Consider the following 23,990-nt stretch of genomic DNA (forward strand, 5'->3'; position numbering starts at 1 on the left):
CGAACAGGTTGAACACCGTATGAATGCTCTAGCCCGCCGCGCCGCTGGCCTGTTGCTCGGCACGCTGTGCCTGCCGCTGGCGGCCTTCGCCGCCGATGTGCAACCCACCCACGAATTCATCCTCGACAATGGCCTGAAGGTGGTCGTGCGCGAGGACCACCGTGCGCCGGTGGTGGTTTCGCAGATCTGGTACAAGGTCGGCTCCAGCTACGAGACGCCGGGCCAGACCGGCCTGTCCCATGCCCTGGAACACATGATGTTCAAGGGCAGCGCCAAACTCGGCCCCGGCGAGGCCTCGCGCATCCTGCGCGATCTCGGCGCCGAGGAGAACGCCTTCACCAGCGACGACTACACCGCCTACTACCAGGTGCTGGCCCGTGACCGCCTGCCGGTGGCCTTCGAGCTGGAAGCCGACCGCCTGGCCAGCCTGCGCCTGCCGGCCGACGAGTTCAGCCGCGAAATCGAGGTGATCAAGGAAGAGCGCCGCCTGCGCACCGACGACCAGCCCAACGCCAAGGCCTTCGAGCTGTTCCGCGCCATGGCCTACCCGGCCAGCGGCTACCACACCCCGACCATCGGCTGGATGGCCGACCTCGAACGCATGAAGGTCGAGGAACTGCGCCACTGGTACGAGTCCTGGTACGCGCCGAACAATGCCACCCTGGTGGTGGTCGGCGACGTCAAGCCTGACGAGGTGAAGGCCCTCGCGCAAAAGTACTTCGGCCCCATCCCCAAGCGCGCCGTGCCGCCAAGCAAGCTGCCGCTGGAGCTGGCCGAGCCGGGCCTGCGCCAGCTCACCCTGCACCTGCGCACGCAACTGCCCAGCCTGGTCTACGGCTTCAACGTACCGGCCCTGGCCACGGCCAAGGACCCGCGCGGCGTCAACGCCCTGCGCCTGATCTCGGCCCTGCTCGACGGCGGCTACAGCGCCCGCATGCCGGCGCGCCTGGAGCGCGGCCAGGAACTGGTGGCCGGCGCCTCGTCCAGCTACAACGCCTTCACCCGCGGCGACAGCCTGTTCATGATCTCGGCCACGCCCAACGTGCAGAAGCACAAGACCCTGGCCGAAGTGGAGAAAGGCATCTGGCAGCTGCTCGACGAACTCAAGACCACACCACCGACCGCCGAGGAACTCGAACGCGTGCGTGCCCAGGTGATCGCCGGCTTGGTCTACGACCGCGATTCCATCAGCAGCCAGGCCACCACCATCGGCCAGCTGGAGACCGTCGGCCTGTCCTGGAAGCTGATCGACAGCGAGCTCGACGACCTCAAGCGCGTGACCCCGGAGGACATCCAGGCCGCCGCCCGCACCTATTTCACCCGCGAACGCCTGAGCGTTGCCCATGTACTGCCCGAGGATTCCGCCCATGAGTGATCGCAGCGCACCGCGCTACACCCTGTTCGGCCTGGCGATCATCGTGCTGGTGGTGGCCGTCGCCGCGCTGCTGGCGCGCCCGGCCCAATCCGACAGCCAAGGCAAGGCAGACACCGCGGCCCGCCCGGCCAACACCCTGCAATCGCTGGCCGAACTGGACGGCAAGGCCCCCAGCCGGCGCCAGCTGAACATCCAGCACTGGACCACCGCCGAAGGCGCCCGCGTGCTGTTCGTCGAGGCCCGCGAGCTGCCGATGTTCGACCTGCGCGTGACCTTCGCCGCCGGCAGCAGCCAGGACGGCGGCACCCCGGGCCTGGCCACCCTGACCAACGCCATGCTCAACGAGGGCGTGGCCGGCAAGGACGTTACCGCCATCGCCGAGGGCTTCGAAGGCCTGGGCGCCGACTTTGGCAACGGTTCGTACCGCGACATGGCCGTGGCGTCGCTGCGCAGCCTCAGCGCCAGCGACAAGCGCGAGCCGGCGCTGAAGCTGTTCACCGAGGTGGTGGGCCAGCCGACCTTCCCCGAGGATGCCCTCAAGCGCATCAAGAACCAGCTGCTGGCCGGTTTCGAGTACGAGAAGCAGAACCCGGGCAAGATCGCCGGCAAGACCCTGTTCGCCAACCTCTATGGCAAGCACCCCTACGCCAGCCCCAGCGACGGCACCGCCGAAACCATCCCCGGCATTACCCTGGAACAGCTGCGTGGCTTCCACGCCAAGGCCTACTCGGCCGGCAACGCGGTGATCGCCCTGGTCGGCGACCTCAGCCGCGGCGAAGCCGAAGCCATTGCCGCCCAGGTCTCCGCCGGCCTGCCCAAGGGCCCCGCCCTGGCCAAGCCCGAGCAACCGGTCGAACCCAAGCCGGGCGCGACCCATATCGACTTCCCGTCCAAACAGACCCACCTGATGCTGGCCGAGCTGGGCATCGACCGTAACGATCCGGACTGGCCGGCCCTGTCGCTGGGCAACCAGATCCTCGGTGGCGGTGCCTTCGGTACCCGCCTGATGAGCGAAGTGCGCGAAAAACGCGGCCTGACCTACGGCGTGTACTCGGTGTTCAGCCCGATGCAGGTGCGCGGCCCGTTCATGATCAACCTGCAGACCCGCGCCGAACTCAGCGAGGGCACGCTCAAGCTGGTCCGGGATATCCTTGCCGACTACCTCAAGAGCGGCCCGACCCAGCAGGAACTGGACGATGCCAAGCGCGAACTGGCCGGCAGCTTCCCGCTGTCCAACGCCAGCAATGCCAGCATCGTCGGCCAGCTGGGCGCGATCGGCTTCTACAACCTGCCGCTGAGCTGGCTGGAAGACTTCATGCAGCAGTCCCAGGCGCTGACCGTCGAGCAGGTCAAGGCCGCCATGAACAAACATCTGGCGGCGGACAAGCTGGTGATCGTCACCGTCGGCCCGAAGGTGGCCCAGCAGCCCCTGCCGGCCCCCACTGACAAACCCGCCGAGCAGCCGCTCGGCGTACCGGAGCACTAATGGCAAGACCCAACACCTCAGCGCGCCCGGCACCGGGCGCCAGCAAGGGCCCCGGCCAACTGCGCATCATTGCCGGCGAGTGGCGCAGCCGCCGCCTGGCCGTGCCGGAAGGCGAAGGCCTGCGGCCGACGCCTGACCGCGTGCGCGAGACCCTGTTCAACTGGCTGGCGCCGCACATCGAAGGCGCCCTGGTACTCGATGCCTTCACCGGCAGCGGCGCGCTGGTGCTCGAGGCCTTGTCCCGCGGCGCCGAGAACGCCGTGGCGCTGGACAGCAACCCGGCGGCCATCGCCAACCTCAAGAACAACCTCGAGCTGCTGCGCTGCCCGCGTGGGCAGATCCTGCAGACAGACGCCCTGCGCTACCTGCAAGGCCCGGCCAAACAGCAGTTCGACGTGGTGTTCCTCGACCCGCCGTTCCACCAGGACCTGCTGGCCAACACCTGCAACCTGCTGGAGCAGGGCCAGTGGCTGCGCGAGCAGGCGTGGATCTACACCGAAAGCGAAGCCTTACCCTCCTCGCTGCCGATGCCGGGCAACTGGCGCCTGCACCGCGAGAAGAAGACCGGCCAGGTGCACTACGCGTTGTGGCAACGAGCGGGCATCGACCAATAGCGCAGGTACAGCGGCGGTGTTTCATGGCACTCTAGGCAGGCACACCACGAGTCGCCCAGCATGCCCAGTCTCACCGCCACCTTCCGCCCGGCCACCGGCCTGTCCAACCCCCACCTGCAGACACTGTGGGGGCCCCTCTGGCGCAAGCTCCCGGACCTGCCGCGCAACCGCGAGCGCCTGTGGCTGGCCGACGGCGACTTCCTCGACCTCGACTGGCACGGGCCACACCAGCCCGACACGCCGCTGGTGCTGGTACTCCACGGCCTCACCGGCTCGTCCAACTCACCCTACGTCAAAGGCCTGCAACTGGCCTTGCAGGGGCGTGGCTGGGCCAGCGTTGCGGTGAACTGGCGCGGCTGTTCGGGCGAGCCCAACCTGCTGGCACGCAGCTACCACTCCGGGGCCAGCGAAGACCTGGCCGAGACCATCCGCCACCTGCGGGCGCAGAGGCCCCTGGCGCCGCTGTATGCCGTGGGCTACTCGCTGGGCGGCAATGTGCTGCTCAAGTACCTGGGGGAAAGTGGCTCGGCCAGCCAACTGGAAGCGGCGGTGGCGGTGTCGGTACCATTTCGCCTGGACCAGTGCGCCGACCGCATCGGCCTGGGCTTCTCGAAGATCTACCAGGCGCATTTCATGCGCGCGATGCTGGCATACGTGCAGGACAAACAGCGGCACTTTCAGGACAAGGGGCACCATGAAGGGCTGGCGACCCTGGAACGCCTGGGGCCGTTGCATAACCTGCGCACCTTCTGGGATTTCGATGGCAAGGTGACCGCGCCACTCAATGGCTTCAGCGATGCCCATGACTACTACCGCCGGGCATCCAGCCGCTACTACCTGGGGGAGAACCGCACGCCGACGCTGATCATCCATGCCAGCGATGATCCGTTCGTGTTCGGTCACAGCCTGCCGGCTGTGGATGAACTGGCGCCACTGACTCAGTTCGAACTGCACAGTCGTGGTGGTCATGTCGGGTTCGTCGAGGGCAGCCTGCGCAATCCGGGGTATTACCTGGAGCGGCGTATTCCGCAATGGCTGATGGACGGGCGCTAGACCCCATCCAGGAACAAGGCTGAGGGAGGGCTTCGTGGGAGCGGGCTTGCCCCGCGATAGCATCAGCGGGCCCGCTCCCACCTCACGAATTACTCGCCAGTGGCCACGCCACGCTGCGGATCGTTGATCCACTCACTCCACGACCCGGCATACAGCCGCCCCAGCGGATACCCCGCCAGCGCCAGGGCAAACAGGTTGTGGCAGGCGGTCACGCCAGAGCCGCAATAGGCCACCAGGTCCTCCGGCGAACGGCCGGCCAGCTTCTCGGCAAAACGCTGCTTCAGCGTGTCGGCCGGCAGGAAACGCCCGTCGGCGCCAAGGTTGTCGGTGAACGCCGCGCACTGGGCGCCCGGAATGTGCCCGGCCACCGGGTCGATCGGCTCCACCTCGCCACGAAAACGCGGCAACCCGCGGGCATCGATCAGGGTCAGCGCCGGATCGTCCAGGCGCTTGCCCAGGTGCGTGGCGTCGATCAGCAGCTTCATGTCCGGCTCGCCGCTGAACGTCCCCTCGCGACGTACGGGCGGGTCCAGGCTCAATGGCAAGTGGGCGGCGTGCCAGGCCTTGAGGCCGCCGTCGAGGATGAACACCGCCTCGCGCTTGCCCAGCCAGGCCAGCAGCCACCAGGCGCGCGCGGCGAAGGCGCCGGGGCCGTCATCGTAAAGCACCACCTGGCTGTCGTTGTCCACGCCCCACTCGCGCAGGCGCTCCACCAGCCGCTGCGGATCGGGCAACGGGTGACGCCCCGTGCGGCCCTTGACCACCGGCCCGCTCAGGTCACGCTCGAGGTCGGCGAAATGCGCCCCGGCGATATGCCCCTCGGCATAGCTGCGTTGGCCGTAATCGACGTCCTCCAGGGCAAAGCGGCAATCGAGGATCACCAGGCCGGGCGCGTCCAGGCGTTCGGCCAGCTGTTGCGGGGTGATCAGTTGCGCAAGGGGCATGACAATCTCCTGATGAATGGCTCGAAGACCCCGGATCACTGCTCCAGGGCCTGGTTGAACGGAACGTGGAACTCATCGCACAACGCCTGCACCGCGGCACGCGAGCCTGGGGTGACATACCCCAGTTCCAGCACCACCACCTGATAGACGCCGCGCATGAACGCTTCTTCACCCAGGTGCGCGCAATGCTCACGGGTGGTGCTGAGAAAACGCACCCAGGAGGTCAGCACGATCCACGCGTTGATGGTCAGCGACTCGATCTGCGGGCCGTCCATGCTCAAGATGCCGGCCTCGACGAAGCCGCGGTAGATCGCCTGTCCCTGCAGCAGACAGCGCCGCGAGAAACGCCGGTAACGGGCGGCCAGCTCCGGGTCGCTGTCGAGCAGGTGCTCCAGGTCGCGGTGCAGGAAACGGTAGTTCCACATCGCCGCCAGCAGCGCCTTGAGGTAGAAGCGCTTGTCCTCGACGGTGGCGATGCGGCCCTGGGGCGGGCGCAGGAAGCTGTCGACCAGCTCTTCGTACTGGTTGAACAGCACGGCGATGATCGCCTGCTTGTTGGGGAAGTGGTAGTACAGGTTGCCGGGCGAGATCTCCATGTGCGCGGCTATGTGGTTGGTGCTGACGCAACGCTCGCCCTGCTGGTTGAACAGCTCCAGGCTGCTCTGCACGATGCGCTCTCGGGTCTTCATGCGCGGGGCCATGCTCAGCTCCAGTCTCCAGCTTGATTGATCGGGCTCATCTTACGGCTTCCCGCAGGTCGGGTGCACCGCCGGCCAGGTGAAAAAGAGTGCACCATCGTACCAATTAGAGTATATGCTCTATTCACTTATCACCCCCGGAGCCGCCATGACCTCGCCTGCCGTCCTCCCCCCTGTGCAATCCGACCTCGACCTGCAAGCGACGTTCGACGCCCTGCGTCGGGCCTTCGCCGACAACCCGATGCCCCCGGCCGCGCAGCGTCGGCAGTGGCTGAAAAGCCTGCGCGAGGCGCTGCTGGCCGAGCAGGAGACGCTGATCGCGACCATCGACGCCGACTTCAGTGGCCGCAGCCGCGACGAGACGCTGATCGCCGAGCTGATGCCGTCGGTCCTCGGCCTGCGCGACGCGGAAAAACAGCTGGGGCGCTGGATGCGCGCCTCGCGGCGCAAGGTCGGCCTGGCCTTCCAGCCCGCCAGCGCGCGGGTTGAGTACCAGCCACTGGGGGTGGTGGGGATCATCGTGCCGTGGAACTACCCGTTGTTCCTCGCCATCGGCCCGCTGACCGGCGCCCTGGCCGCCGGCAACCGGGTGATGCTCAAGCTCAGCGAGTCCACGCCCGCCAGCGGGCAGGCCATCAAGGACCTGCTCGGGCGTGTATTCCCCAGCGACCTGGTCAGTGTAGTACTGGGCGAGGTGGAGGTCGGCCAGGCCTTCGCCCGCCTGCCTTTCGACCATCTGCTGTTCACCGGGGCAACCAGCGTCGGCCGCCACGTAATGCTAGCCGCCGCGCAGAACCTCACCCCGGTGACCCTCGAGCTGGGCGGCAAGTCGCCGGCCATCGTCTCGGCCGACGTGCCGCTGGACACCACCGCTGAACGCATCGCCTTCGGCAAGACCCTCAATGCCGGGCAGACCTGCGTCGCCCCCGACTACGTGCTGGTGCCCCGCGAACGCCTGGACGCCTTCGCCGACGCCTACCGGCGCGCCGTGCGCCGCTTCTATCCGCGCCTGACCGACAACCCCGACTACAGCGCGATCATCAACGAGCGCCAGCTCGCTCGCCTCAATCGCCTGCTGGACGATGCCCGCGAGCAAGGCGCCCAGGTGGTCGACCTCTACCCCGACGAGCCCCGCCAGGGCCGCCATCTGCCGCCACACCTGCTGCTGCAGGTGCACGACGGCATGCAGGTGATGCAGGACGAGATCTTCGGCCCGCTGCTGCCCCTGGTGCCCTACGACCGCCTGGACGACGCCCTGGCCTACATCAATCAGCGTCCCCGGCCCCTGGCGCTCTACTATTTCGGCTACGACAAGGGCGAGCAGGCACGGGTACTGCGCGACACCCACTCCGGCGGGGTCTGCCTCAACGACACCCTGCTGCACGTGGCCCAGGATGACCTGCCGTTCGGCGGCGTCGGCCCGTCCGGCATGGGCCACTACCATGGCCACGAGGGTTTCCTGACATTCAGCAAGGCCAAGGCCGTGCTGGCCAAGCAGCGCATCAATGCCGCCAAGACGATCTACCCGCCCTATGGCAAGGCCTTGCAGCGCCTGGTCTACAAGCTGTTCATCCGCTGAGTGCCGGCGCCTGTGCATCGCCGCGACCTGCTCAGGTTCAGCTTCGGCGCCAGCCTGTTCCTGGGCGCCACCAGTTTGGTCGGCTGCTCGCCGCAGACGGCCTCGCCCGGTTATCAGGTCCTGCGCGATGATGACCTGCCTCTGCTGCAGGCCCTGATACCCGTCGTGCTGGCGGGTACCCAGGCTTCCACCGAATGGGTGCTGCACAGCCTCGACCACAAGCTGGCGGCGCTGTCGCCCGCCATGCTCAAGCTGACCCGGCAACTGTTCGACGTGCTCACCCTGCCCCTGACCCGAGGGCCGCTGACCGGTATCTGGGGCGGCTGGGCCAGCGCCACGGACAGCGAGCTGGAGCGCTTTCTCGAACGCTGGCGGGACAGTTCGCTGAACCTGCTGCGCCAGGGTCATGCCTCGCTGCTGCAACTGCTGCTCATGGCCTGGTACGAACGCCCCGAGGCCTGGGCGGCCTGCGGCTATCCAGGACCGCCGAAGATCTGACCTGTCACATACTCCTGTGGGAGCGGGCTTGCCCCGCGAACACCGGCAAAGCCGGTACCAGGCACAGCGCTGCCTGCTTCGCGGGGCAAGCCCGCTCCCACGAACTGCCGACTCGCAAAACAAAAAAGGGAAGCCAAATGCCCGTCCCCGACCCGTTTCGCCAAGGCCTCGCTCGAGGCTGGATCACCCACGATGGCTCGCGCCTGGAGCAGGACCTGAGCCTCGAAGCCGACGTCGCCGTGATCGGCAGCGGTGCGGGCGGCGCCACAACCGCCGAACGGCTGAGCGCGGCCGGCCTGAAGGTGCTGCTGATCGAAGAAGGCCCGCTGAAGACCAGCAGCGACTTCCATCTGTTGGAACACGAAGCCTATGCCGACCTCTACCAGGAGGGCCTCGGCCGCCTGAGCAAGGACGGCGCCATCACCATCCTGCAAGGCCGGGCGGTGGGCGGCACCACCCTGGTCAACTGGACCTCGAGTTTCCGCACGCCGCCACAGACCCTGGAACACTGGGCCCGCGAACACGGGGTCAAGGGCCTGGACAGCGACAGCCTGAAACCCTGGTTCGAACGCATGGAGCAGCACCTGGGCATCAGCCCCTGGATGATGCCGCCCAATGCCAACAACGACGTGTTGCGTCGCGGCTGCGAGGCACTCGGCCTGCGCTGGGCGGTGATCCCGCGCAACGTGCGCGGCTGCTGGAACCTGGGCTACTGCGGCATGGGCTGCCCGGTCAACGCCAAGCAGTCGATGCTGGTCACCAGCATTCCGGCCACCCTTGAGCAAGGCGGCGAACTGCTCTACCTGGCCCGCGCCGAGCGCTTCAGCCACGACGGCCAACGCATCGACCACCTGCAATGCCAGGCCCTGGACGCCCAGGGGATCCAGCCCACCGGCCGACAGGTGCTCGTGCGTGCCCGGCATTACGTACTGGCCGGCGGCGGCATCAACAGCCCGGCGCTGCTGCTGCGCTCCGGCGCGCCCGACCCTCACCAGCGCCTGGGCAAACGCACCTTCCTGCACCTGGTCAACTTCAGCGCCGCGCAGTTCGAGGCGAAGATCGACCCGTACTACGGCGCGCCGCAGTCGATCTACAGCGACCAGTTCCAGTGGCAGGACGGCGTCGCCGGCCCGGTCGGCTACAAGCTCGAAGTCCCGCCACTGCACCCGGCCCTGGCCAGCACCCTGCTCGGCGGCCATGGCCCGGACAATGCCCTGCGCATGGCCGAGCTGCCCCATACCCACGTGATGCTGGCGCTGCTGCGCGATGGTTTCCACCCGGACAGCCCCGGCGGCCAGGTGGAGTTGCGTGGCGATGGCTCGCCGGTGCTCGACTATCCGGTCACCGACTACCTGCGCGACGGGCTGCGCCGGGCCTGGCACAACATGGCGCAGATCCAGTTCGCCGCCGGTGCCCGCCGGGTGCTGCCGGTGCATGCCGATGCCCGGTATGCCGACAACCCGGTACACGCCAAGGCATTGATCGACAACCTGCCCCTGGAACTGTTTCGCATGCGCCTGGGCAGCGCCCACGTCATGGGCGGCTGCGCCCTGGGCGAGGATCCGCGCCAGGCGGTGTGCGACAGCCTGGGCCGGCATCACCAGCTGGAAAACCTGTCGGTCCACGACGGTTCGCTGTTCCCCACCAGCATCGGCGCCAACCCGCAGCTGTCGGTCTATGCCCTGACCGCCCTGCTCAGCGAGGCGCTGGTCGGCCGCCTGGCATCCGGCGCATGACAGCCAATAGCCATGCTGTCTATAGTGCCATCGACCAGCCACGCGACTTGGCCGGGCGCAATCGCTGCGCTACCATCCGACTCCCCAACGCACTCCAGCCAGGATGACGCGATGAACCGAGTGTTGTACCCGGGTACTTTCGACCCCATTACCAAAGGCCATGGCGACCTGGTCGAGCGTGCTTCGCGCCTGTTCGACCACGTGATCATCGCCGTGGCGGCCAGCCCCAAGAAAAATCCCCTGTTCCCCCTGGAACAGCGGGTAGCGCTGGCCCGCGAGGTCACCAAGCACCTGCCCAATGTCGAAGTCATCGGCTTCTCTTCGTTGCTGGCGCATTTCGCCAAGGAGCAGAACGCCAATGTGTTCCTGCGCGGCCTGCGTGCGGTATCCGACTTCGAATACGAGTTCCAGCTGGCCAACATGAACCGACAGCTGGCGCCGGACGTCGAGAGCCTGTTCCTCACGCCGTCCGAGCGCTATTCGTTCATTTCCTCGACGTTGGTCCGGGAAATCGCCGCGTTGGGCGGTGATATCAGCAAGTTCGTCCACCCGGCGGTGGCCGACGCACTGACTGAGCGCTTTCGCAAGTAAGCCGCGCGGTCACGATGTCGCGCCCGCGTGCACTGCGGGCGCGAATCCGGCACAATTGTGCCCATCGCTTTGAAACATGCCCGGGCCCAACGCCCCGGCCGGAGTCCCCATGTCCCTGATCATCACCGACGATTGCATCAACTGCGACGTCTGCGAACCCGAGTGCCCGAACGCCGCCATCTCGCAAGGCGAAGAGATCTACGTGATCGACCCGAACCTGTGCACCCAGTGCGTCGGCCACTACGACGAGCCCCAGTGCCAGCAGGTCTGTCCGGTGGACTGCATCCCCCTGGATGAAGCCCACCCGGAAACCGAAGACGAACTGATGGCCAAGTACCGCCGGATCACCGGCAAGGCCTGATGCCGTTCGTCGCCGCGCTTCGCCACGCAGCCCTCGGCGCCCTCCTGGCGCTGCTGGCCCATGGCGCCCTGGCCGCCGGGCCAGGCCAGGCGGCGATCGCCAGCCCGCACGCTGAAGCCACCGCGGCGGCAAGGCAGATCCTGCAGCAGGGCGGCAACGCCTTCGATGCCGCCGTGGCCATCGCCGCCACGCTGGCCGTTGTCGAGCCCTATGGCTCCGGCCTTGGCGGTGGCGGCTTCTTCCTGCTGCGCGAGAGCGCCGACAGCCCACGCTATGCCTTCCTCGACGCCCGTGAGCGCGCCCCGGCCGCCGCCCGGGCCGACATGTACCTCAAGGACGGCCAGGTGCAGGCGGGCCTGTCGGTCAATGGCCCACTGGCCGCGGCCATCCCCGGCCTGCCCCAGGCGCTGGCCGACCTGGCCGCGACCCACGGCAGGCTGCCGCTCAAGGACAGCCTGGCCCCAGCCATTCGCCTGGCCAACCAGGGCTTTGCCGTCGATCGCATCTACCGCGACCGCGCAACCATGCGCCTGAGTGCCCTGCGCGACAATGCCGAAAGCGCCCGGCTGTTCCTCGCCGACAACGACGTACCGGCGCTCGGCACGGTGATTCGCCAACCGGAACTGGCCGCGACCCTGCTGGCGTTGGCCGAGCATGGGCGCGACGGTTTCTACCGTGGGCCGACGGCCCACCGGCTGGTCGATGGCGTGCGCCAGGCCGGCGGCGTCTGGACCCTCGATGACCTCGCCGGCTACCACACTGCCTGGCGCGAGCCGCTGCGTTATCAGCTGGCCGACCAGCGCGAGCTGATCAGCAGTCCGCCGCCCTCGGCCGGTGGCGTGGCCCTGGCCCAGAGCCTGGCCATGCTCCAGCGCCTGCCCTGGCAGAGCGCCGAACCCATGCAGCGCAGCCATTATGTGATCGAAGTGCTGCGCCGGGCCTACCGCGACCGCGGGCTGCTGGGCGACCCGGACTACGTGGCCAACCCCATCAACCGCCTGCTGGCGCGCCAGTACCTGACCGGCCTGGCCGACAGCATCGACGTGCGCCAGGCCACCCCCAGCAACGCCCTGCCGCCTTCGCCGGCCTGGCGCGAGGGCGACCACACCACCCACTTCACGGTGATCGACGCCGACGGCAATGCGGTGTCCGCCACGCTGTCGGTCAACCTGCCGTTCGGCGCGGCGTTCAGCGTGCCGGGCACCGGCGTTGTGCTGAACAACGAGATGGACGACTTTGCCGCCGATCCCACCGGCAGCAACAGCTATGGCCTGGCCGGCAGCCCGGCCAACGCGGTGGCGGCGGGCAAGCGACCCTTGTCGAGCATGAGCCCGACCTTCATCGAAAGCCCAAGGCAGTTCGCCAGCTTTGGCACGCCCGGCGGAAGCCGGATTCCGAGCATGGTGCTGCTGTCGGTGATGGGGTTCCTCGAAGGGCGGCCGGTGACCGAGTGGCCGGCGACGCCGCGCTACCACCATCAGTACCTGCCGGACGTGGTGGAGCATGAGCCGGGGACGTTCAGCGCTCAGCAGAAGGCCGAGCTTGAGGAGCGTGGATATCGGCTGAAGGATGTCGGGCGCCAATACGGGAATCAGCAGGTGCTGTATTGGGACAAGGCTGGCGGGACCGTGGAGGCGGCCAGTGACCCCAGGGGTGTAGGGCAGGCGGCGGCAGTCGACTGATCCGGCCCTATCGCGGGGCAAGCCCGCTCCCACGACTGGCTTGGCTCGCTTTCGTGGGAGCGGGCTTGCCCCGCGATAGGGCCTGAGGCATCAGCGCTGGCATTTTGGGCAGAACACGCTCGCCCGCTGCCCCAGCTTCACTTCACGCAACTCGGTGCCACACACCTTGCACGGCTGCCCACCGCGCCCATAGACGAACAATTCCTGCTGGAAATACCCCGGCTGGCCATCGCCACCGATGAAGTCGCGCAAGGTGGTCCCGCCCTGCTCGATGGCTGCCGTCAGCACCTGCTTGATCTCGATAGCCAGCTTCAGGTAACGCGCCCGGGAGATCCCACCTGCCTCGCGGCGCGGGTCGATCCCGGCGGCGAACAGTGCTTCGGTGGCGTAGATGTTACCCACCCCCACCACCACCGCGTTGTCCATGATGAACGGCTTGACCGCCATCGACCGACCTCGGGACAGCTGGAACAGCCGCTCGCCGTCGAACAGGTCGGTCAGCGGCTCCGGCCCCAGGCGAATCAGCAGTTCATGGTTGAGCGGATCGACGCTCCAGAGCATGGCCCCGAAACGGCGCGGGTCGGTATAGCGCAGCATCAGCCCTGACTCGAGCTCGATATCCACATGCTCGTGCTTGGCCGCCGGCAAGCCCAGTTCGACCAGGCGCAGGTTGCCCGACATACCCAGGTGGCTGATCAAGGTGCCGACCTCGGCGTTGATCAGCAGGTACTTGGCGCGGCGCTCGACGCTGACGATACGCTGCCCCGACAGGCGCACGTCGAGGTCTTCCGGGATCGGCCAGCGCAGGCGCCGGTCGCGAACCACCACACGACTGACCCGCTGCCCTTCCAGGTGGGGCGCGATGCCGCGCCGCGTCGTCTCGACCTCTGGCAGTTCCGGCATGACTCAGTGCCCGCCCATTTCGCGGATGTTCTGCTTGAGCTGCTCGAAGTCGTATTCGGTCAGGCCGATGTAATCCAGCACCAGCGGGCCAACCATGTTCCACTCGTGGTCGACGCTCTGGTTGCCCAGCACGCGGTAGGAGGCGCAGATGTGCTCGGACATCTTCAACACCGCCAACAGGTTCTTCAGCTGGGTCTGGGTATTGCGCGAGGACTCGTCGCGGAACACCGCCAGGGCGTTGTGGTGGTTGGCGATGGCGGCGCTGATGTGCTCCGGCAGGCGCCAGGACTTGGCGGTGAAATAGCCGACCACAGAGTGGTTGGTGTTGAACACGCGGTTCTCGGTGTCCACCACGCGGACCTCGTCATTGGCCTTGGCGTAGGACTCTTCCAGCACTTCCATGTAGTTGGGGAAGCGCTTGTGCATCAGCGGCACGCCGCAGTCGTGGAACAGGCCCAGGGTATAGGCCTCGTCCACCGCCTGGATGCCGGTGCGCTTGGCCAGGGTCAGGCAGGTCATGGCCACGTCCTGGGCGGTGTCCCAGAACGGGTTGAGGGTGACGATGGTCTCGTCGGTCATTTCACCCCTGATCGACTGGGCGTTGATCAGGTTGATGATCGAGCGGCTACCCAGCAAGTTCACCGCGCGCTGGATCGAGCCGATCTTGTTCGCCAGGCCGAACTGCGCCGAATTGACCAGTTTCAACAGGGCGCCGGACAGACCGGGATCCTGGCTGATCAGCTTGGCGATGGTCTCCAGGTCCGGATCGGGCATGTACTGCTCGAACTGCAGGTCGACCATGATCTGCGGCTGCGGCGGGATGGTGATGCCCTGCAGGGCTTGCTGAATCTGTTCGGCGGTAAGTTCCTGGGACATTCGTGCATTCTCGCTGGGGACGGGGGATTCTAACCCTGTACGCCGGCAGGGTAACTATCAGTGGATCGTTGGATCCAAGAATTTCTTTAGCCTGCCGGAGCCGGTCGGCCCCAAGACGAGGCTCGCGCTTGGTCGCGCCCACCAGCGAAGCCGAGGCCAACACGGTATACTCCCGCTCTTTTTTCCCGGAGCGACGTCATGTCCCTGCCCAGCCTTCGCCTCAAAGCCAATGCCGACCGCCGCCTGCGCGCCGGCCACCTGTGGGTCTACAGCAATGAAGTCGACGTCGCCGCGACCCCGCTGCAAGGCCTGAAGGCCGGCCAGCAGGCCATCCTCGAAGCCGCCAACGGCAAGCCCCTGGGCGTGGTGGCCATGAGCCCGAACAACCTGATCTGCGCCCGCCTGCTGTCGCGCGACGTCAAGCTGCCGCTGGACAAGTCGCTGCTGGTGCACCGCCTGAACGTGGCCCTGTCGCTGCGCGAGCGCCTGTTCGACAAGCCGTGCTACCGCCTGGTCTACGGCGACTCCGACCTGCTGCCGGGCCTGGTGGTCGACCGCTTCTTCGACATCCTCGTGGTACAGCTGGCCTCGGCCACCATGGAAGCGCACAAGGACGACGTCATCGCCGCCCTGGTCCAGGTCCTCAAGCCTAGCGGCATCCTGTTCAAGAACGACTCCGCCGCCCGTGACGCCGAAGGCCTCGGCCGCTATGTCGAGACCGTCTACGGCGAAGTGCCGGACTGGGTCGCGCTGGAAGAGAACGGCGTGAAGTTCGAAGCCCCGGTGCGCGAAGGCCAGAAGACCGGCTGGTTCTACGACCACCGCATGAACCGCGCCCGCCTGGCCCCCTACGTCAAGGGCAAGCGCGTGCTCGACCTGTTCAGCTACATCGGCGGCTGGGGCGTGCAGGCCGGCGCATTCGGCGCCAGCGAAGTATTCTGCGTGGATGCCTCGGGCTTCGCCCTCGACGGTGTCGAGCGCAACGCCGCGCTGAACGGCATCAGCGAGAAGCTGACCTGCATCGAAGGCGACGTGTTCGAGGCCCTGCGCGAACTGAAGGCCGCCGAAGAGCGTTTCGACGTGATCATTGCCGACCCGCCCGCCTTCATCAAGCGCAAGAAGGACCTGAAGAACGGCGAGGCCGCCTACCGCCGCCTCAACGAACAGGCCATGCGCATGCTCACCAAGGACGGCATCCTGGTCAGCGCCTCGTGCTCGATGCACCTGCCCGAGGACGACCTGAACAACATCCTGCTGACCAGCGCCCGCCACCTGGACCGCAACCTGCAAATGCTCGAGCGCGGCGGCCAGGGCCCGGACCACCCGGTGCACCCGGCGATCGCCGAAACCCGCTACATCAAGAGCATCACCTGCCGGTTGCTGCCCAACAGCTAAGCGGCGTTTCTTTGAGACTGCTGCGCAGCCTTTCGCGGCACAAGGCCGCTCCTACAGTATCTGAGTCGCCCCTGATAAACGGGGTTACGCGGTCACTGTAGGAGCGGCCTTGTGCCGCGAAAGGGCCGCAGAGCGGCCCCGGCTCCTTCAAACGCTCACTCTCATGCGCGCCAACCGCTACCGCCTGAAGTCCGGCACCAATTCCTGCCCATCGATGCTGAGCGTCTTGTAACGCGGAGCCACCAGTTTCACCGCGCCCTCGCGAATGCCCCTGGCCAGGCCCTCGAGGTTTTCCATCTTGCCGCTCAGGCTGCCCACCTCACGCCACTCGCGCTCCTCCCAGGTGAACACGAACACACTCGATGCATAGGTGTGCCGTGGGATCATCAACACTTCATTGTGCCCATCACCATCCAGATCGACCGCCCACAAGTAGCATCCCTTGCCACCGCACTGGCTTTGAGCAAGCGTCGAATCGGCCAGTGACTCGCTGGTGGACTGCTCCGGCCCCAGCCACTCGAACTTCGGACCATACGTTTCGACCACCTCCGGCCGACGTACCTGCGCCATCAACGCCAGCAATTGCTCGCGGCGACTCGCATCGAACAATTCATCCGTTTCCAGCCGCTTCTCCAGTTGCTCGAAGGCTGCACGCCCAGGCTGACCGAGGTCGCGGTACAAGGTCCCGGCATCGAACTCGGTAATCGGCGTGCGTCCACCGAGAAGGCGCTCTACCTGACTTTTCGCACTCAACACCTGCGGGTCGAGCAACGGTGTATAGAACAGCACTATCAGCACCGCGCTGAGCAAGGCGATCAACGGGTTGCTCAACCGCAGGCTATTCAGCCAGGCCTGCCGTGAGCTCGCCACCGCCCACACCGCCGCCAGGCTGTGCGCCAGCATCACACCCACCAACAGCATGGCCATGATGCGCGATGGGGTCAGGCCGTACTGGTCGATGCGCATCCAGCTGGCATAAGCCGCCAGGCCCACCAGTACCGGCAGGCACAGCAGGCTGGCCTCGACCAAGCGTTTGAGCGGCGCAGGATAGGCATTGCCCTGATGGCCGTCCTGAAACACGCCATTGGCCAGGAACAGGTTGATACCTGCCAGCACCAACAGCAGAGCGGTCGAATAGCCCGTGTCCCACACCGGCTGCAGGCCGCTGAAGGGCAGTGTCAGGGTGAACACCACGGCGATCAGCGCACTCAACGGCAACAGGAAGCGACAGAGTGTCAACAGGATGCCGCGCAACAACCCAATGACCTTCTCGTTGTCCCGCCCCATGCGCATCCCCAGGGAGAACACCACCGGCAGCACCAGCCAGAGAAACACCGGGGACTCCACCGCGTCCGTAACCTGCGGTATGCCGAGCATGCCGAACAGCAACGCACACAACCACAGCAGCTGCCAGAACAGGCCGGTCAACAGTTGCGCCAGGAAAAGGATGAACACGTTGTTCCAGGCATGCCGGAACAGGTCCTCATAGCGCGGCCGCCCATTATCGCGGGTCGGCCAGGCAAGAATGAACGCGGTGCCGATATAGCCCAGCACGACGGCGGCCAGGAACCAGGTCTGCTGCAGCCAGCCCATGCGCCCGCTATCCAGGACCCAGGCGCTGATCCCGCTGATCAGCAGGGTCAGGCCCAGCACCAGCCAGCCGGTGCCACGCTGGCGCACCGCGTTGCCGAGCAGTTGCAGGTTCACGCCGGCCACGACCACCGCGGCGCACAGGGCTACCGACAGGTTGAAGCCAAGCAGCTCGCCTTGCCCCTTCACGGTGGTGAGCAGCACCAGGCCCTGGATCAGGCCGATGACGACGTAGAACAATAAGGAGCGACTTGGCGCTGGCATTGCAAATCCTTTTGGCCAGTAGAACAGGAAGCGCGCAAGTCTACCCAAACCCGTCCGGACCACGCCAAGGCCTTTACCTTGCGGGCTGGCGACAGCCAATTGTCACAACGCCATTCCCTCACGGGCGCGGCGGTGTAGAATCGAGCCATTCATCGCCAGACATCCCCGGCGGGTTTATGAGCTCTGGTCGAGCCTGCGGCGATCCCGCGCGGTCCTTCGACCCCCATCCGTGCCAGCGGCAACCGGCCCAGGCGTTCAGGACAAGAGAAGCTCACTCCCCTAGTTAGAGACCTGATTAAGCCGCCAGGAGCGCTCCATGCCTGATTATCGTTCCAAGACTTCCACCCAAGGCCGCAACATGGCCGGCGCCCGTGCCCTGTGGCGCGCCACCGGGATGAAGGACGAAGACTTCAAGAAACCGATCATCGCCATCGCCAACTCGTTCACCCAGTTCGTCCCGGGGCATGTGCACCTGAAGGACCTGGGCCAGCTGGTCGCCCGCGAGATCGAACGCGCCGGTGGCGTGGCGAAAGAGTTCAACACCATCGCCGTGGACGACGGCATCGCCATGGGCCACGACGGCATGCTGTACTCGCTGCCCAGCCGCGAGATCATCGCCGACGCCGTCGAGTACATGGTCAACGCCCACTGCGCCGACGCCATCGTCTGCATCTCCAACTGCGACAAGATCACCCCCGGCATGCTGATGGCCGCCCTGCGCCTGAACATCCCGGTGATCTTCGTCTCCGGCGGCCCGATGGAAGCCGGCAAGACCAAACTGGCCAGCCACGGCCTGGACCTGGTCGACGCCATGGTCATCGCCGCCGACTCCTCGGCCTCGGACGAAAAAGTCGCCGAGTACGAGCGCAGCGCCTGCCCGACCTGCGGTTCGTGCTCCGGCATGTTCACCGCCAACTCGATGAACTGCCTGACCGAGGCCCTGGGCCTTGCCCTGCCGGGCAACGGTTCGACCCTGGCCACCCACTCGGACCGCGAGCAGCTGTTCCTCACCGCCGGTCGCACCATCGTCGAGCTGTGCAAGCGCTACTACGGCGAGAACGATACGTCGGTACTGCCGCGCAGCATCGCCAACTTCAAGGCGTTCGAGAACGCCATGATGCTCGACATCGCCATGGGCGGTTCGACCAACACCATCCTGCACCTGCTGGCTGCAGCCCAGGAAGGCGAGGTGGACTTCGACCTGCGCGACATCGATCGCCTGTCGCGCAAGGTGCCGCAGCTGTGCAAGGTGGCGCCGAACATCCAGAAGTACCACATGGAAGACGTGCACCGCGCTGGCGGCATCTTCAGCATCCTCGGTTCGCTGGCCCGTGGCGGCCTGCTGCACACCGACCTGCCGACCGTGCACAGCCCAAGCATGGAAGAAGCCATCGCCAAGTGGGACATCACCCAGACCGATGACGAAGCCGTGCACACCTTCTTCAAGGCAGGCCCGGCCGGCATCCCGACGCAGACCGCGTTCAGCCAGTCGACCCGTTGGGAAACCCTGGACGACGACCGCGAGAACGGCTGCATCCGCAGCTTCGAGCACGCCTACTCGCAGGAGGGCGGCCTGGCCGTGCTGTACGGCAACATCGCCCTGGACGGCTGCGTGGTGAAGACCGCCGGCGTCGATGAGTCGATCCACGTGTTCGAAGGCACCGCGAAGATCTTCGAGAGCCAGGACAGCGCCGTGCGCGGCATCCTCGCCGACGAAGTGCAGGCCGGCGACATCGTCATCATCCGCTACGAAGGCCCGAAAGGCGGCCCGGGCATGCAAGAGATGCTGTACCCGACCTCGTACCTGAAGTCCAAGGGCCTGGGCAAGGCCTGCGCCCTGCTCACCGACGGCCGTTTCTCCGGCGGCACCTCGGGCCTGTCGATCGGTCACGCCTCGCCGGAAGCGGCAGCGGGCGGCGCCATCGGCCTGGTGCGCGATGGCGACAAGGTGCTGATCGATATTCCCAACCGTTCGATCAACCTGCTGGTCAGCGACGAAGAGCTGGCCGAACGTCGCGTCGAGCAGGACAAGAAGGGCTGGAAGCCGGCCGAGGTGCGTCCACGCAAGGTGACCACCGCGCTCAAGGCCTATGCCCTGCTGGCCACCAGCGCCGACAAGGGCGCAGTGCGCAACAAGGCAATGCTCGAAGGGCTGTGAGGCTCTGACGGCATCACCAGCGTGGGAGCGGGCTTGCCCCGCGATGCGGTGTATGGCACCGGCATAGCCGGTGATCGCGGGGCAAGCCCGCTCCCACGTTTCCCCAGTCAAATCAAGGAACTATGTTTTTGTTCCATTAGAGCGGGCATACCCACCAATGAGGTCGACGCGTTACTGTTGCGCGACCTTTTCCGACTTGCCGTCATAGCGCTTGCGCCACTCGCTGAGGATCTCGTCGCGGTTCTTCGAGGCCCAGGCGAAGTCGTTCTTGATCAGGCGCTGCTCGTAGTCCGCCGGCAACTCGGTCTGCGGCTTGGCGATGCCCGGCGCGGCGAGCACGGCGAAGTTCTCCTTGTACAGCTCCATGGCCGCGGGGCTGGCGGAAAAGTCAGCCAGACGCCTGGCGGCATCGGCCTTTGGCGAGCCCTTGATCACTGCGGTAGCTTCGATCTCCCAGCCCAGGCCTTCCTTGGGCAGCACGATATCCAGCGGCGCGCCCTGGCGCTTGAGCTGCACGGCCGGGTACTCGAACGAGATGCCGATCGGGAATTCACCGGCGGCCGCCAGCTTGCACGGCTTGGAGCCGGAATGAACGTACTGGCCGATGTTTTGGTGCAGCGCATCCATGTAGGCCCAGCCCTGCGGTTCGCCGAAGGTCTGCAGCCAGGCGCTCACATCCAGGAAGCCGGTGCCGGACGAGGCCGGGTTGGGCATGACGATCTTGCCCTTGTACTCAGGCTTGGTCAGGTCCTGCCAGCTCACCGGCTTGCTCAGGCCCTGCTTCTCGGCCTCGACGGTGTTGAAGCAGATGGTCGCGGCCCACACGTCCATGCCCACCCAGGCCGGCGGGTTGGCGGCGTCGCGGTAGTTGGGCGAGATCTTGCCCAGGTCCTTCGGCGCATAGGCTTCGAGCATGCCGTTCTGGTCGAGGATGGCCAGGCTGGAAGCGGCCAGGCCCCACACCGCGTCGGCCTGCGGACGGTCCTTCTCGGCCAGCAGCTTGGCGGTGATGATGCCGGTGGAGTCGCGCACCCACTTGATCTCGATGTCGGGGTTGGCCTTTTCGAAGGCCTGCTTGTAGCTCTTGAGCTGCTCGGCCTCGAGGGCGGTGTAGACCGTCAGCTGGGTCGCGGCCGAGGCCTGCAGGCTGAAGACGGCGGATACGGCAGCGGCAAGTGCGAGGGGCTTGAACATGATGCGGTTCCTATCAGTGTGGGCAGTCGGTCAATGGCCTGGGGCGCGCTGGCGCCAGGCCTGGGAGCGGCGCAGCAGGCCGCGTGAGGCACCGGCCAGCAGCAAGGATGCGGCGGCGCTGGTGAGCAGGATCAGGGTCGACATGGCGGCGGCGCCGCCGACGTTGCCGGCGTCGTCCATGTTCAGCACGGCGACGGCGGCGAGGATGGTGTCGGGGCTGTATAGAAAGATCGCCGCCGACACGGTGGTCATCGCCGAGACGAACAGGTAGCGGATGATGTCCAGCAGCGCCGGCAGGCAGATCGGCACGGTGACCCGCATGAAATGCTTGTACAGCGGTGCCTTGAGCGACAGCGCGACGGCCTCGAACTCGCCATCGAGCTGGCGCAGGGCCGTGGTGGCGGTCATCTGCGCGGTGGTCAGGTAGTGGGCGATGGTGCACACCACCAGCAGCGCCATGCTGCCGTAGAACACATGCAGCGGGTTGCCGTTGAGGTTGAAGAAGAACACGTAGCCCAGGCCCAGCACCAGGCCAGGCACCGCCATCGGGATAAAGCTCAGCAAGCGCAGCAGCTGGTTGAGCAGGCGCTGCCCTTGGGCCTTCTCCATCAGGTAGGCACCGGTGAAGACCACCACACTGCCTACCAGCGCGGTGCCGATGGCCATGGTCACGCTGTTGCGGTAAGCCAGCCAGCCGCCACCGGCGGTGTCCTCGAACATGTAGTGCTTGAGCGACAGCGACAGGTTGTACGGCCAGAACTTGACCAACGACGAGTACACCGCCATGCCGATCACCGCCAGCAGTGCCGCGCACACCAGCAGCACGATGGCCAGGAAGCAGCCATCGCGCAGCCGCGACGGCTTGGGCTCGAACACCTGGGCGCGGCCGCTCATGGCCTCGCCCTGGCGGCGGCGCAGCCAGGCATCGACGGTGAAGCTGAGCAGTGCCGGTACCAGCAGCACCATGCCGATCAGCGCGCCGCGACCGAACTGTTGCTGACCAACCACCGCCTTGTAGGCTTCCAGGGCCAGTACCTGATAATCCCCACCCACCACGACAGGCACGCCGAAGTCGGTGATGGTCAGGGTGAACACCAGGCAGAACGCGGCGAACACCGCCTGGCGCGTGGCCGGCCAGGTGATGCTGAAGAATGCCCGCGCCGGCCCCGCCCCCATGCTTGAGGCAGCGTCGAACAGCCGTGCGTCGGCCAGCGACAGCGCCGAAAGCAGGATCATCAGGGCGTGGGGGAAGGTGTAGATGGCCTCGCCGAGAACGATGCCCCAGAAACCGTAGATATTGTCGCTGAACAGCCCACGCAGCAGGCCTTGGTTGCCGAACAGGTACACCAGCGCGATGGCCGGCAGCATCGATGGCGCCAGCAGCGGCAGCAGCGAGATGCCGCGCCACAGGCCCTTGGCCGGGATCAGCGTGCGTTGCAGGGCATAGGCGAACAGGTAGGCCAGCGGCACGACGATGGCGGCGACGGTGAACGCCACCGACAGGCTGTTGCCGAGCAGCCAGTGGAAGTTCTCGCTGGCGAACAGCTCACGGGCAGCCGGCAGTCCGCCGCCCTGCCCGGCTTCGGCGCTGAAGCCGCGCCAGAAGATCGCCAGCAGCGGCATCAGCACCGCCAGCACCAGCAGGATCAGCAGCAGGCTCTTGCCACCGACCACGAACAGGCGGTCCCCCAGGGCGACACCGCTGCGAGGTGCGGCCTTGGCGGCGGTGAGCGGCAGGGTCATCGGCGCGGCCATCTCAGGCGAACACCTGCAGGCTCTGCGGCGGCAGCGCCACCCAGATGTCCTGCGAACCCAGGCGCGGCATCGCCTCTGGCGCCAACTCCGCGAGCAACGCGTGGCCCGGCAGGGCCTTGAACTCGAAGCTCATGCGGCAGCGGTTGCCGAGGAAGGTGATCTCGCGGACCTTCGCCGGGAACAGGTTTTCCTCGTGTACCACCGGGTTGACGGTGATCGCCTCGGGCCGGCAGAACAGCCGGCCGCTGCTGGCACCGGCGGCATTGGCCGCCAGGCGCATGTGCAGGCCGCCGACCTGGGCATGGCTGTCGCCGCTGCGCTGGAACGGCAGCCAGTTGCCCTGGCCGACGAATTCGGCGACGAACGGCGTGGCCGGCTGGTCGTAGATTTCCTGGGGCGTGGCGTACTGCTCGACCTGGCCGTTGTTCATCACGGCGATGCGGTCGGCCATCAGCATGGCCTCGTCCTGGTTATGGGTGACCATCAGCGTGGTGATACCCAGCTGGCGCTGCAACTGGCGCAGTTCGGTACACAGGTGCTCGCGCACACGGGCGTCCAGCGCCGACATCGGCTCGTCGAGCAGCAGCAGCGACGGCGAAGGCGCCAGGGCGCGGGCCAGGGCCACGCGTTGTTGCTGGCCGCCGGACAGCTGGCCGGGGTACTTCTTCTCGCTGCCGGCAAGGCCGACCAGTTCGAGCATTTCACCGACTCTCTGGCGCGAGGCCTCGCGGTTGTTGCCGGTCAGGCCGTAGGCGATGTTGGCTTCGACGGTGAGGTTGGGGAACAGGGCGTAGGACTGGAACAGGATGCCGTAGTCACGGGCCTGGGGTGGCAGCTCGGAGATATCGCGGTCGCCGATGTACAGCGTCCCGCGGTCCTGGCGCTCGAGCCCGGCGATGCAGCGCAGCAGGGTGGTCTTGCCACAGCCCGACGGGCCGAGCAGGCACACCAGCTCGCCGGCGGCGACGTCGAGGGAGACGTCGTTGAGTGCGGTGAAGGCGCCAAAGCGCTTGTGGATACCGCGCACTTTCATCTGTGCGCCTGGAGTGGCGTTGTTCATGGCAAGGCCTCATCAAAGAGATGGGGCCATGCTAGGAAGGCTGTGAGACGGTTGTGTGGCGAGGGGGCAAAAACGAGTGATAGTGGTATTGGTGAATTTTTGTAGTGGCCATCCAGTTTTCAGGCGTTAGCCGAATAAAAAAGGGAGACCACCAGGGCCTCCCTTTTCATGACGCAGT

General features: G+C 66.5%; 20 protein-coding genes. 12 read left to right on the forward strand and 8 right to left on the reverse strand.

The window, feature by feature from the left end:
- Positions 1 to 19 precede the first annotated feature (19 nt).
- From K2O50_RS25050 to K2O50_RS25065, 4 genes are read left to right on the forward strand one after another with little or no spacing between them, the layout of a single operon-like run.
- Positions 20 to 1,375, forward strand: coding sequence for a pitrilysin family protein (locus tag K2O50_RS25050; protein ID WP_050707368.1), 1,356 nt, complete (start codon positions 20 to 22; stop codon positions 1,373 to 1,375).
- Entirely contained in the window at positions 1,368 to 2,861 is a 1,494-nt protein-coding gene (locus tag K2O50_RS25055) for a pitrilysin family protein (RefSeq protein ID WP_050707369.1), read from the forward strand. Before K2O50_RS25050 ends, K2O50_RS25055 begins: the two co-directional genes overlap by 8 nt.
- On the forward strand, positions 2,861 to 3,475 hold the full coding sequence (rsmD, locus tag K2O50_RS25060) for a 16S rRNA (guanine(966)-N(2))-methyltransferase RsmD (RefSeq protein WP_050707370.1): 615 nt from the start codon (positions 2,861 to 2,863) through the stop codon (positions 3,473 to 3,475). The genes K2O50_RS25055 and rsmD overlap by 1 nt, the downstream gene beginning before the upstream one ends.
- 60 nt (positions 3,476 to 3,535) lie before the next feature.
- A complete protein-coding gene (locus K2O50_RS25065; RefSeq protein WP_050707371.1) occupies positions 3,536 to 4,528 on the forward strand; it encodes a hydrolase in 993 nt (330 codons plus the stop codon).
- An 89-nt stretch (positions 4,529 to 4,617) separates the two neighbouring features.
- Here the strand turns inward: K2O50_RS25065 and K2O50_RS25070 are convergent, their stop codons facing one another.
- On the reverse strand, positions 4,618 to 5,472 hold the full coding sequence (locus K2O50_RS25070; protein ID WP_050707372.1) for a sulfurtransferase: 855 nt from the start codon (positions 5,470 to 5,472) through the stop codon (positions 4,618 to 4,620).
- A 35-nt stretch (positions 5,473 to 5,507) separates the two neighbouring features.
- Entirely contained in the window at positions 5,508 to 6,173 is a 666-nt protein-coding gene (locus K2O50_RS25075; protein ID WP_050707373.1) for a TetR/AcrR family transcriptional regulator, read from the reverse strand.
- 145 nt (positions 6,174 to 6,318) lie between these two features.
- On the opposite strand from K2O50_RS25075, the gene K2O50_RS25080 reads away from it, so the two are divergent.
- The 6 genes from K2O50_RS25080 (at position 6,319) to ggt (ending at position 12,617) form a co-directional block, all read left to right on the forward strand.
- On the forward strand, positions 6,319 to 7,749 hold the full coding sequence (locus K2O50_RS25080) for a coniferyl aldehyde dehydrogenase (RefSeq protein WP_050707374.1): 1,431 nt from the start codon (positions 6,319 to 6,321) through the stop codon (positions 7,747 to 7,749).
- 12 nt (positions 7,750 to 7,761) lie between these two features.
- Entirely contained in the window at positions 7,762 to 8,247 is a 486-nt protein-coding gene (locus tag K2O50_RS25085) for a hypothetical protein (protein WP_050707375.1), read from the forward strand.
- A 137-nt stretch (positions 8,248 to 8,384) separates the two neighbouring features.
- On the forward strand, positions 8,385 to 9,983 hold the full coding sequence (locus K2O50_RS25090; RefSeq protein WP_050707376.1) for a GMC family oxidoreductase: 1,599 nt from the start codon (positions 8,385 to 8,387) through the stop codon (positions 9,981 to 9,983).
- Positions 9,984 to 10,094: 111 nt separating this feature from the next.
- On the forward strand, positions 10,095 to 10,574 hold the full coding sequence (coaD, locus tag K2O50_RS25095; RefSeq protein ID WP_028689146.1) for a pantetheine-phosphate adenylyltransferase: 480 nt from the start codon (positions 10,095 to 10,097) through the stop codon (positions 10,572 to 10,574).
- Positions 10,575 to 10,683: 109 nt separating this feature from the next.
- Positions 10,684 to 10,935, forward strand: a complete 252-nt coding sequence (locus K2O50_RS25100; RefSeq protein WP_011531711.1) for a YfhL family 4Fe-4S dicluster ferredoxin — start codon at positions 10,684 to 10,686, stop codon at positions 10,933 to 10,935.
- On the forward strand, positions 10,935 to 12,617 hold the full coding sequence (ggt, locus tag K2O50_RS25105) for a gamma-glutamyltransferase (protein ID WP_050707377.1): 1,683 nt from the start codon (positions 10,935 to 10,937) through the stop codon (positions 12,615 to 12,617). The genes K2O50_RS25100 and ggt overlap by 1 nt, the downstream gene beginning before the upstream one ends.
- Positions 12,618 to 12,707: 90 nt before the next feature.
- On the opposite strand, the gene mutM is transcribed toward ggt, so the two are convergent.
- Together mutM and K2O50_RS25115 are read right to left on the reverse strand one after the other, a co-directional pair.
- Positions 12,708 to 13,520 (reverse strand): bifunctional DNA-formamidopyrimidine glycosylase/DNA-(apurinic or apyrimidinic site) lyase, encoded by an 813-nt coding sequence (mutM, locus tag K2O50_RS25110; RefSeq protein ID WP_050707378.1) that lies wholly within the window; start codon positions 13,518 to 13,520, stop codon positions 12,708 to 12,710.
- Positions 13,521 to 13,523: 3 nt separating this feature from the next.
- Complete coding sequence (locus K2O50_RS25115) at positions 13,524 to 14,342, reverse strand: HDOD domain-containing protein (protein ID WP_177330864.1); 819 nt, start codon at positions 14,340 to 14,342, stop codon at positions 13,524 to 13,526.
- A gap of 252 nt (positions 14,343 to 14,594) precedes the next feature.
- On the opposite strand from K2O50_RS25115, the gene K2O50_RS25120 reads away from it, so the two are divergent.
- Positions 14,595 to 15,791, forward strand: coding sequence for a class I SAM-dependent rRNA methyltransferase (locus K2O50_RS25120; protein ID WP_050707380.1), 1,197 nt, complete (start codon positions 14,595 to 14,597; stop codon positions 15,789 to 15,791).
- Between the two features lie 177 nt (positions 15,792 to 15,968).
- Here the strand turns inward: K2O50_RS25120 and K2O50_RS25125 are convergent, their stop codons facing one another.
- Positions 15,969 to 17,645 carry a DUF4153 domain-containing protein gene (locus tag K2O50_RS25125; protein WP_050707381.1) on the reverse strand — a complete coding sequence of 559 codons (1,677 nt, stop codon included), beginning with the start codon at positions 17,643 to 17,645 and terminating at the stop codon, positions 15,969 to 15,971.
- 316 nt (positions 17,646 to 17,961) lie between these two features.
- Here K2O50_RS25125 and ilvD point away from each other — a divergent pair, with 316 nt between their 5' ends.
- Complete coding sequence (ilvD, locus tag K2O50_RS25130; RefSeq protein ID WP_220689954.1) at positions 17,962 to 19,803, forward strand: dihydroxy-acid dehydratase; 1,842 nt, start codon at positions 17,962 to 17,964, stop codon at positions 19,801 to 19,803.
- Positions 19,804 to 19,974: 171 nt separating this feature from the next.
- On the opposite strand, the gene K2O50_RS25135 is transcribed toward ilvD, so the two are convergent.
- Genes K2O50_RS25135 through K2O50_RS25145 form a run of 3 tightly spaced genes read right to left on the reverse strand, consistent with a single transcriptional unit; the run spans position 19,975 to position 23,812 of the window.
- Positions 19,975 to 20,997 carry a putative 2-aminoethylphosphonate ABC transporter substrate-binding protein gene (locus tag K2O50_RS25135; protein ID WP_050707383.1) on the reverse strand — a complete coding sequence of 341 codons (1,023 nt, stop codon included), beginning with the start codon at positions 20,995 to 20,997 and terminating at the stop codon, positions 19,975 to 19,977.
- A 30-nt stretch (positions 20,998 to 21,027) separates the two neighbouring features.
- Positions 21,028 to 22,752 (reverse strand): putative 2-aminoethylphosphonate ABC transporter permease subunit, encoded by a 1,725-nt coding sequence (locus K2O50_RS25140; RefSeq protein WP_050707384.1) that lies wholly within the window; start codon positions 22,750 to 22,752, stop codon positions 21,028 to 21,030.
- 1 nt (position 22,753) lies between these two features.
- Positions 22,754 to 23,812, reverse strand: coding sequence for a putative 2-aminoethylphosphonate ABC transporter ATP-binding protein (locus K2O50_RS25145; protein ID WP_050707385.1), 1,059 nt, complete (start codon positions 23,810 to 23,812; stop codon positions 22,754 to 22,756).
- Between the last annotated feature and the right edge of the window lie 178 nt (positions 23,813 to 23,990).

The sequence above is a fragment of the Pseudomonas sp. 2hn genome, from assembly GCF_019646095.1.
Classification (GTDB): Bacteria; Pseudomonadota; Gammaproteobacteria; order Pseudomonadales; family Pseudomonadaceae; genus Aquipseudomonas; species Aquipseudomonas peradeniyensis.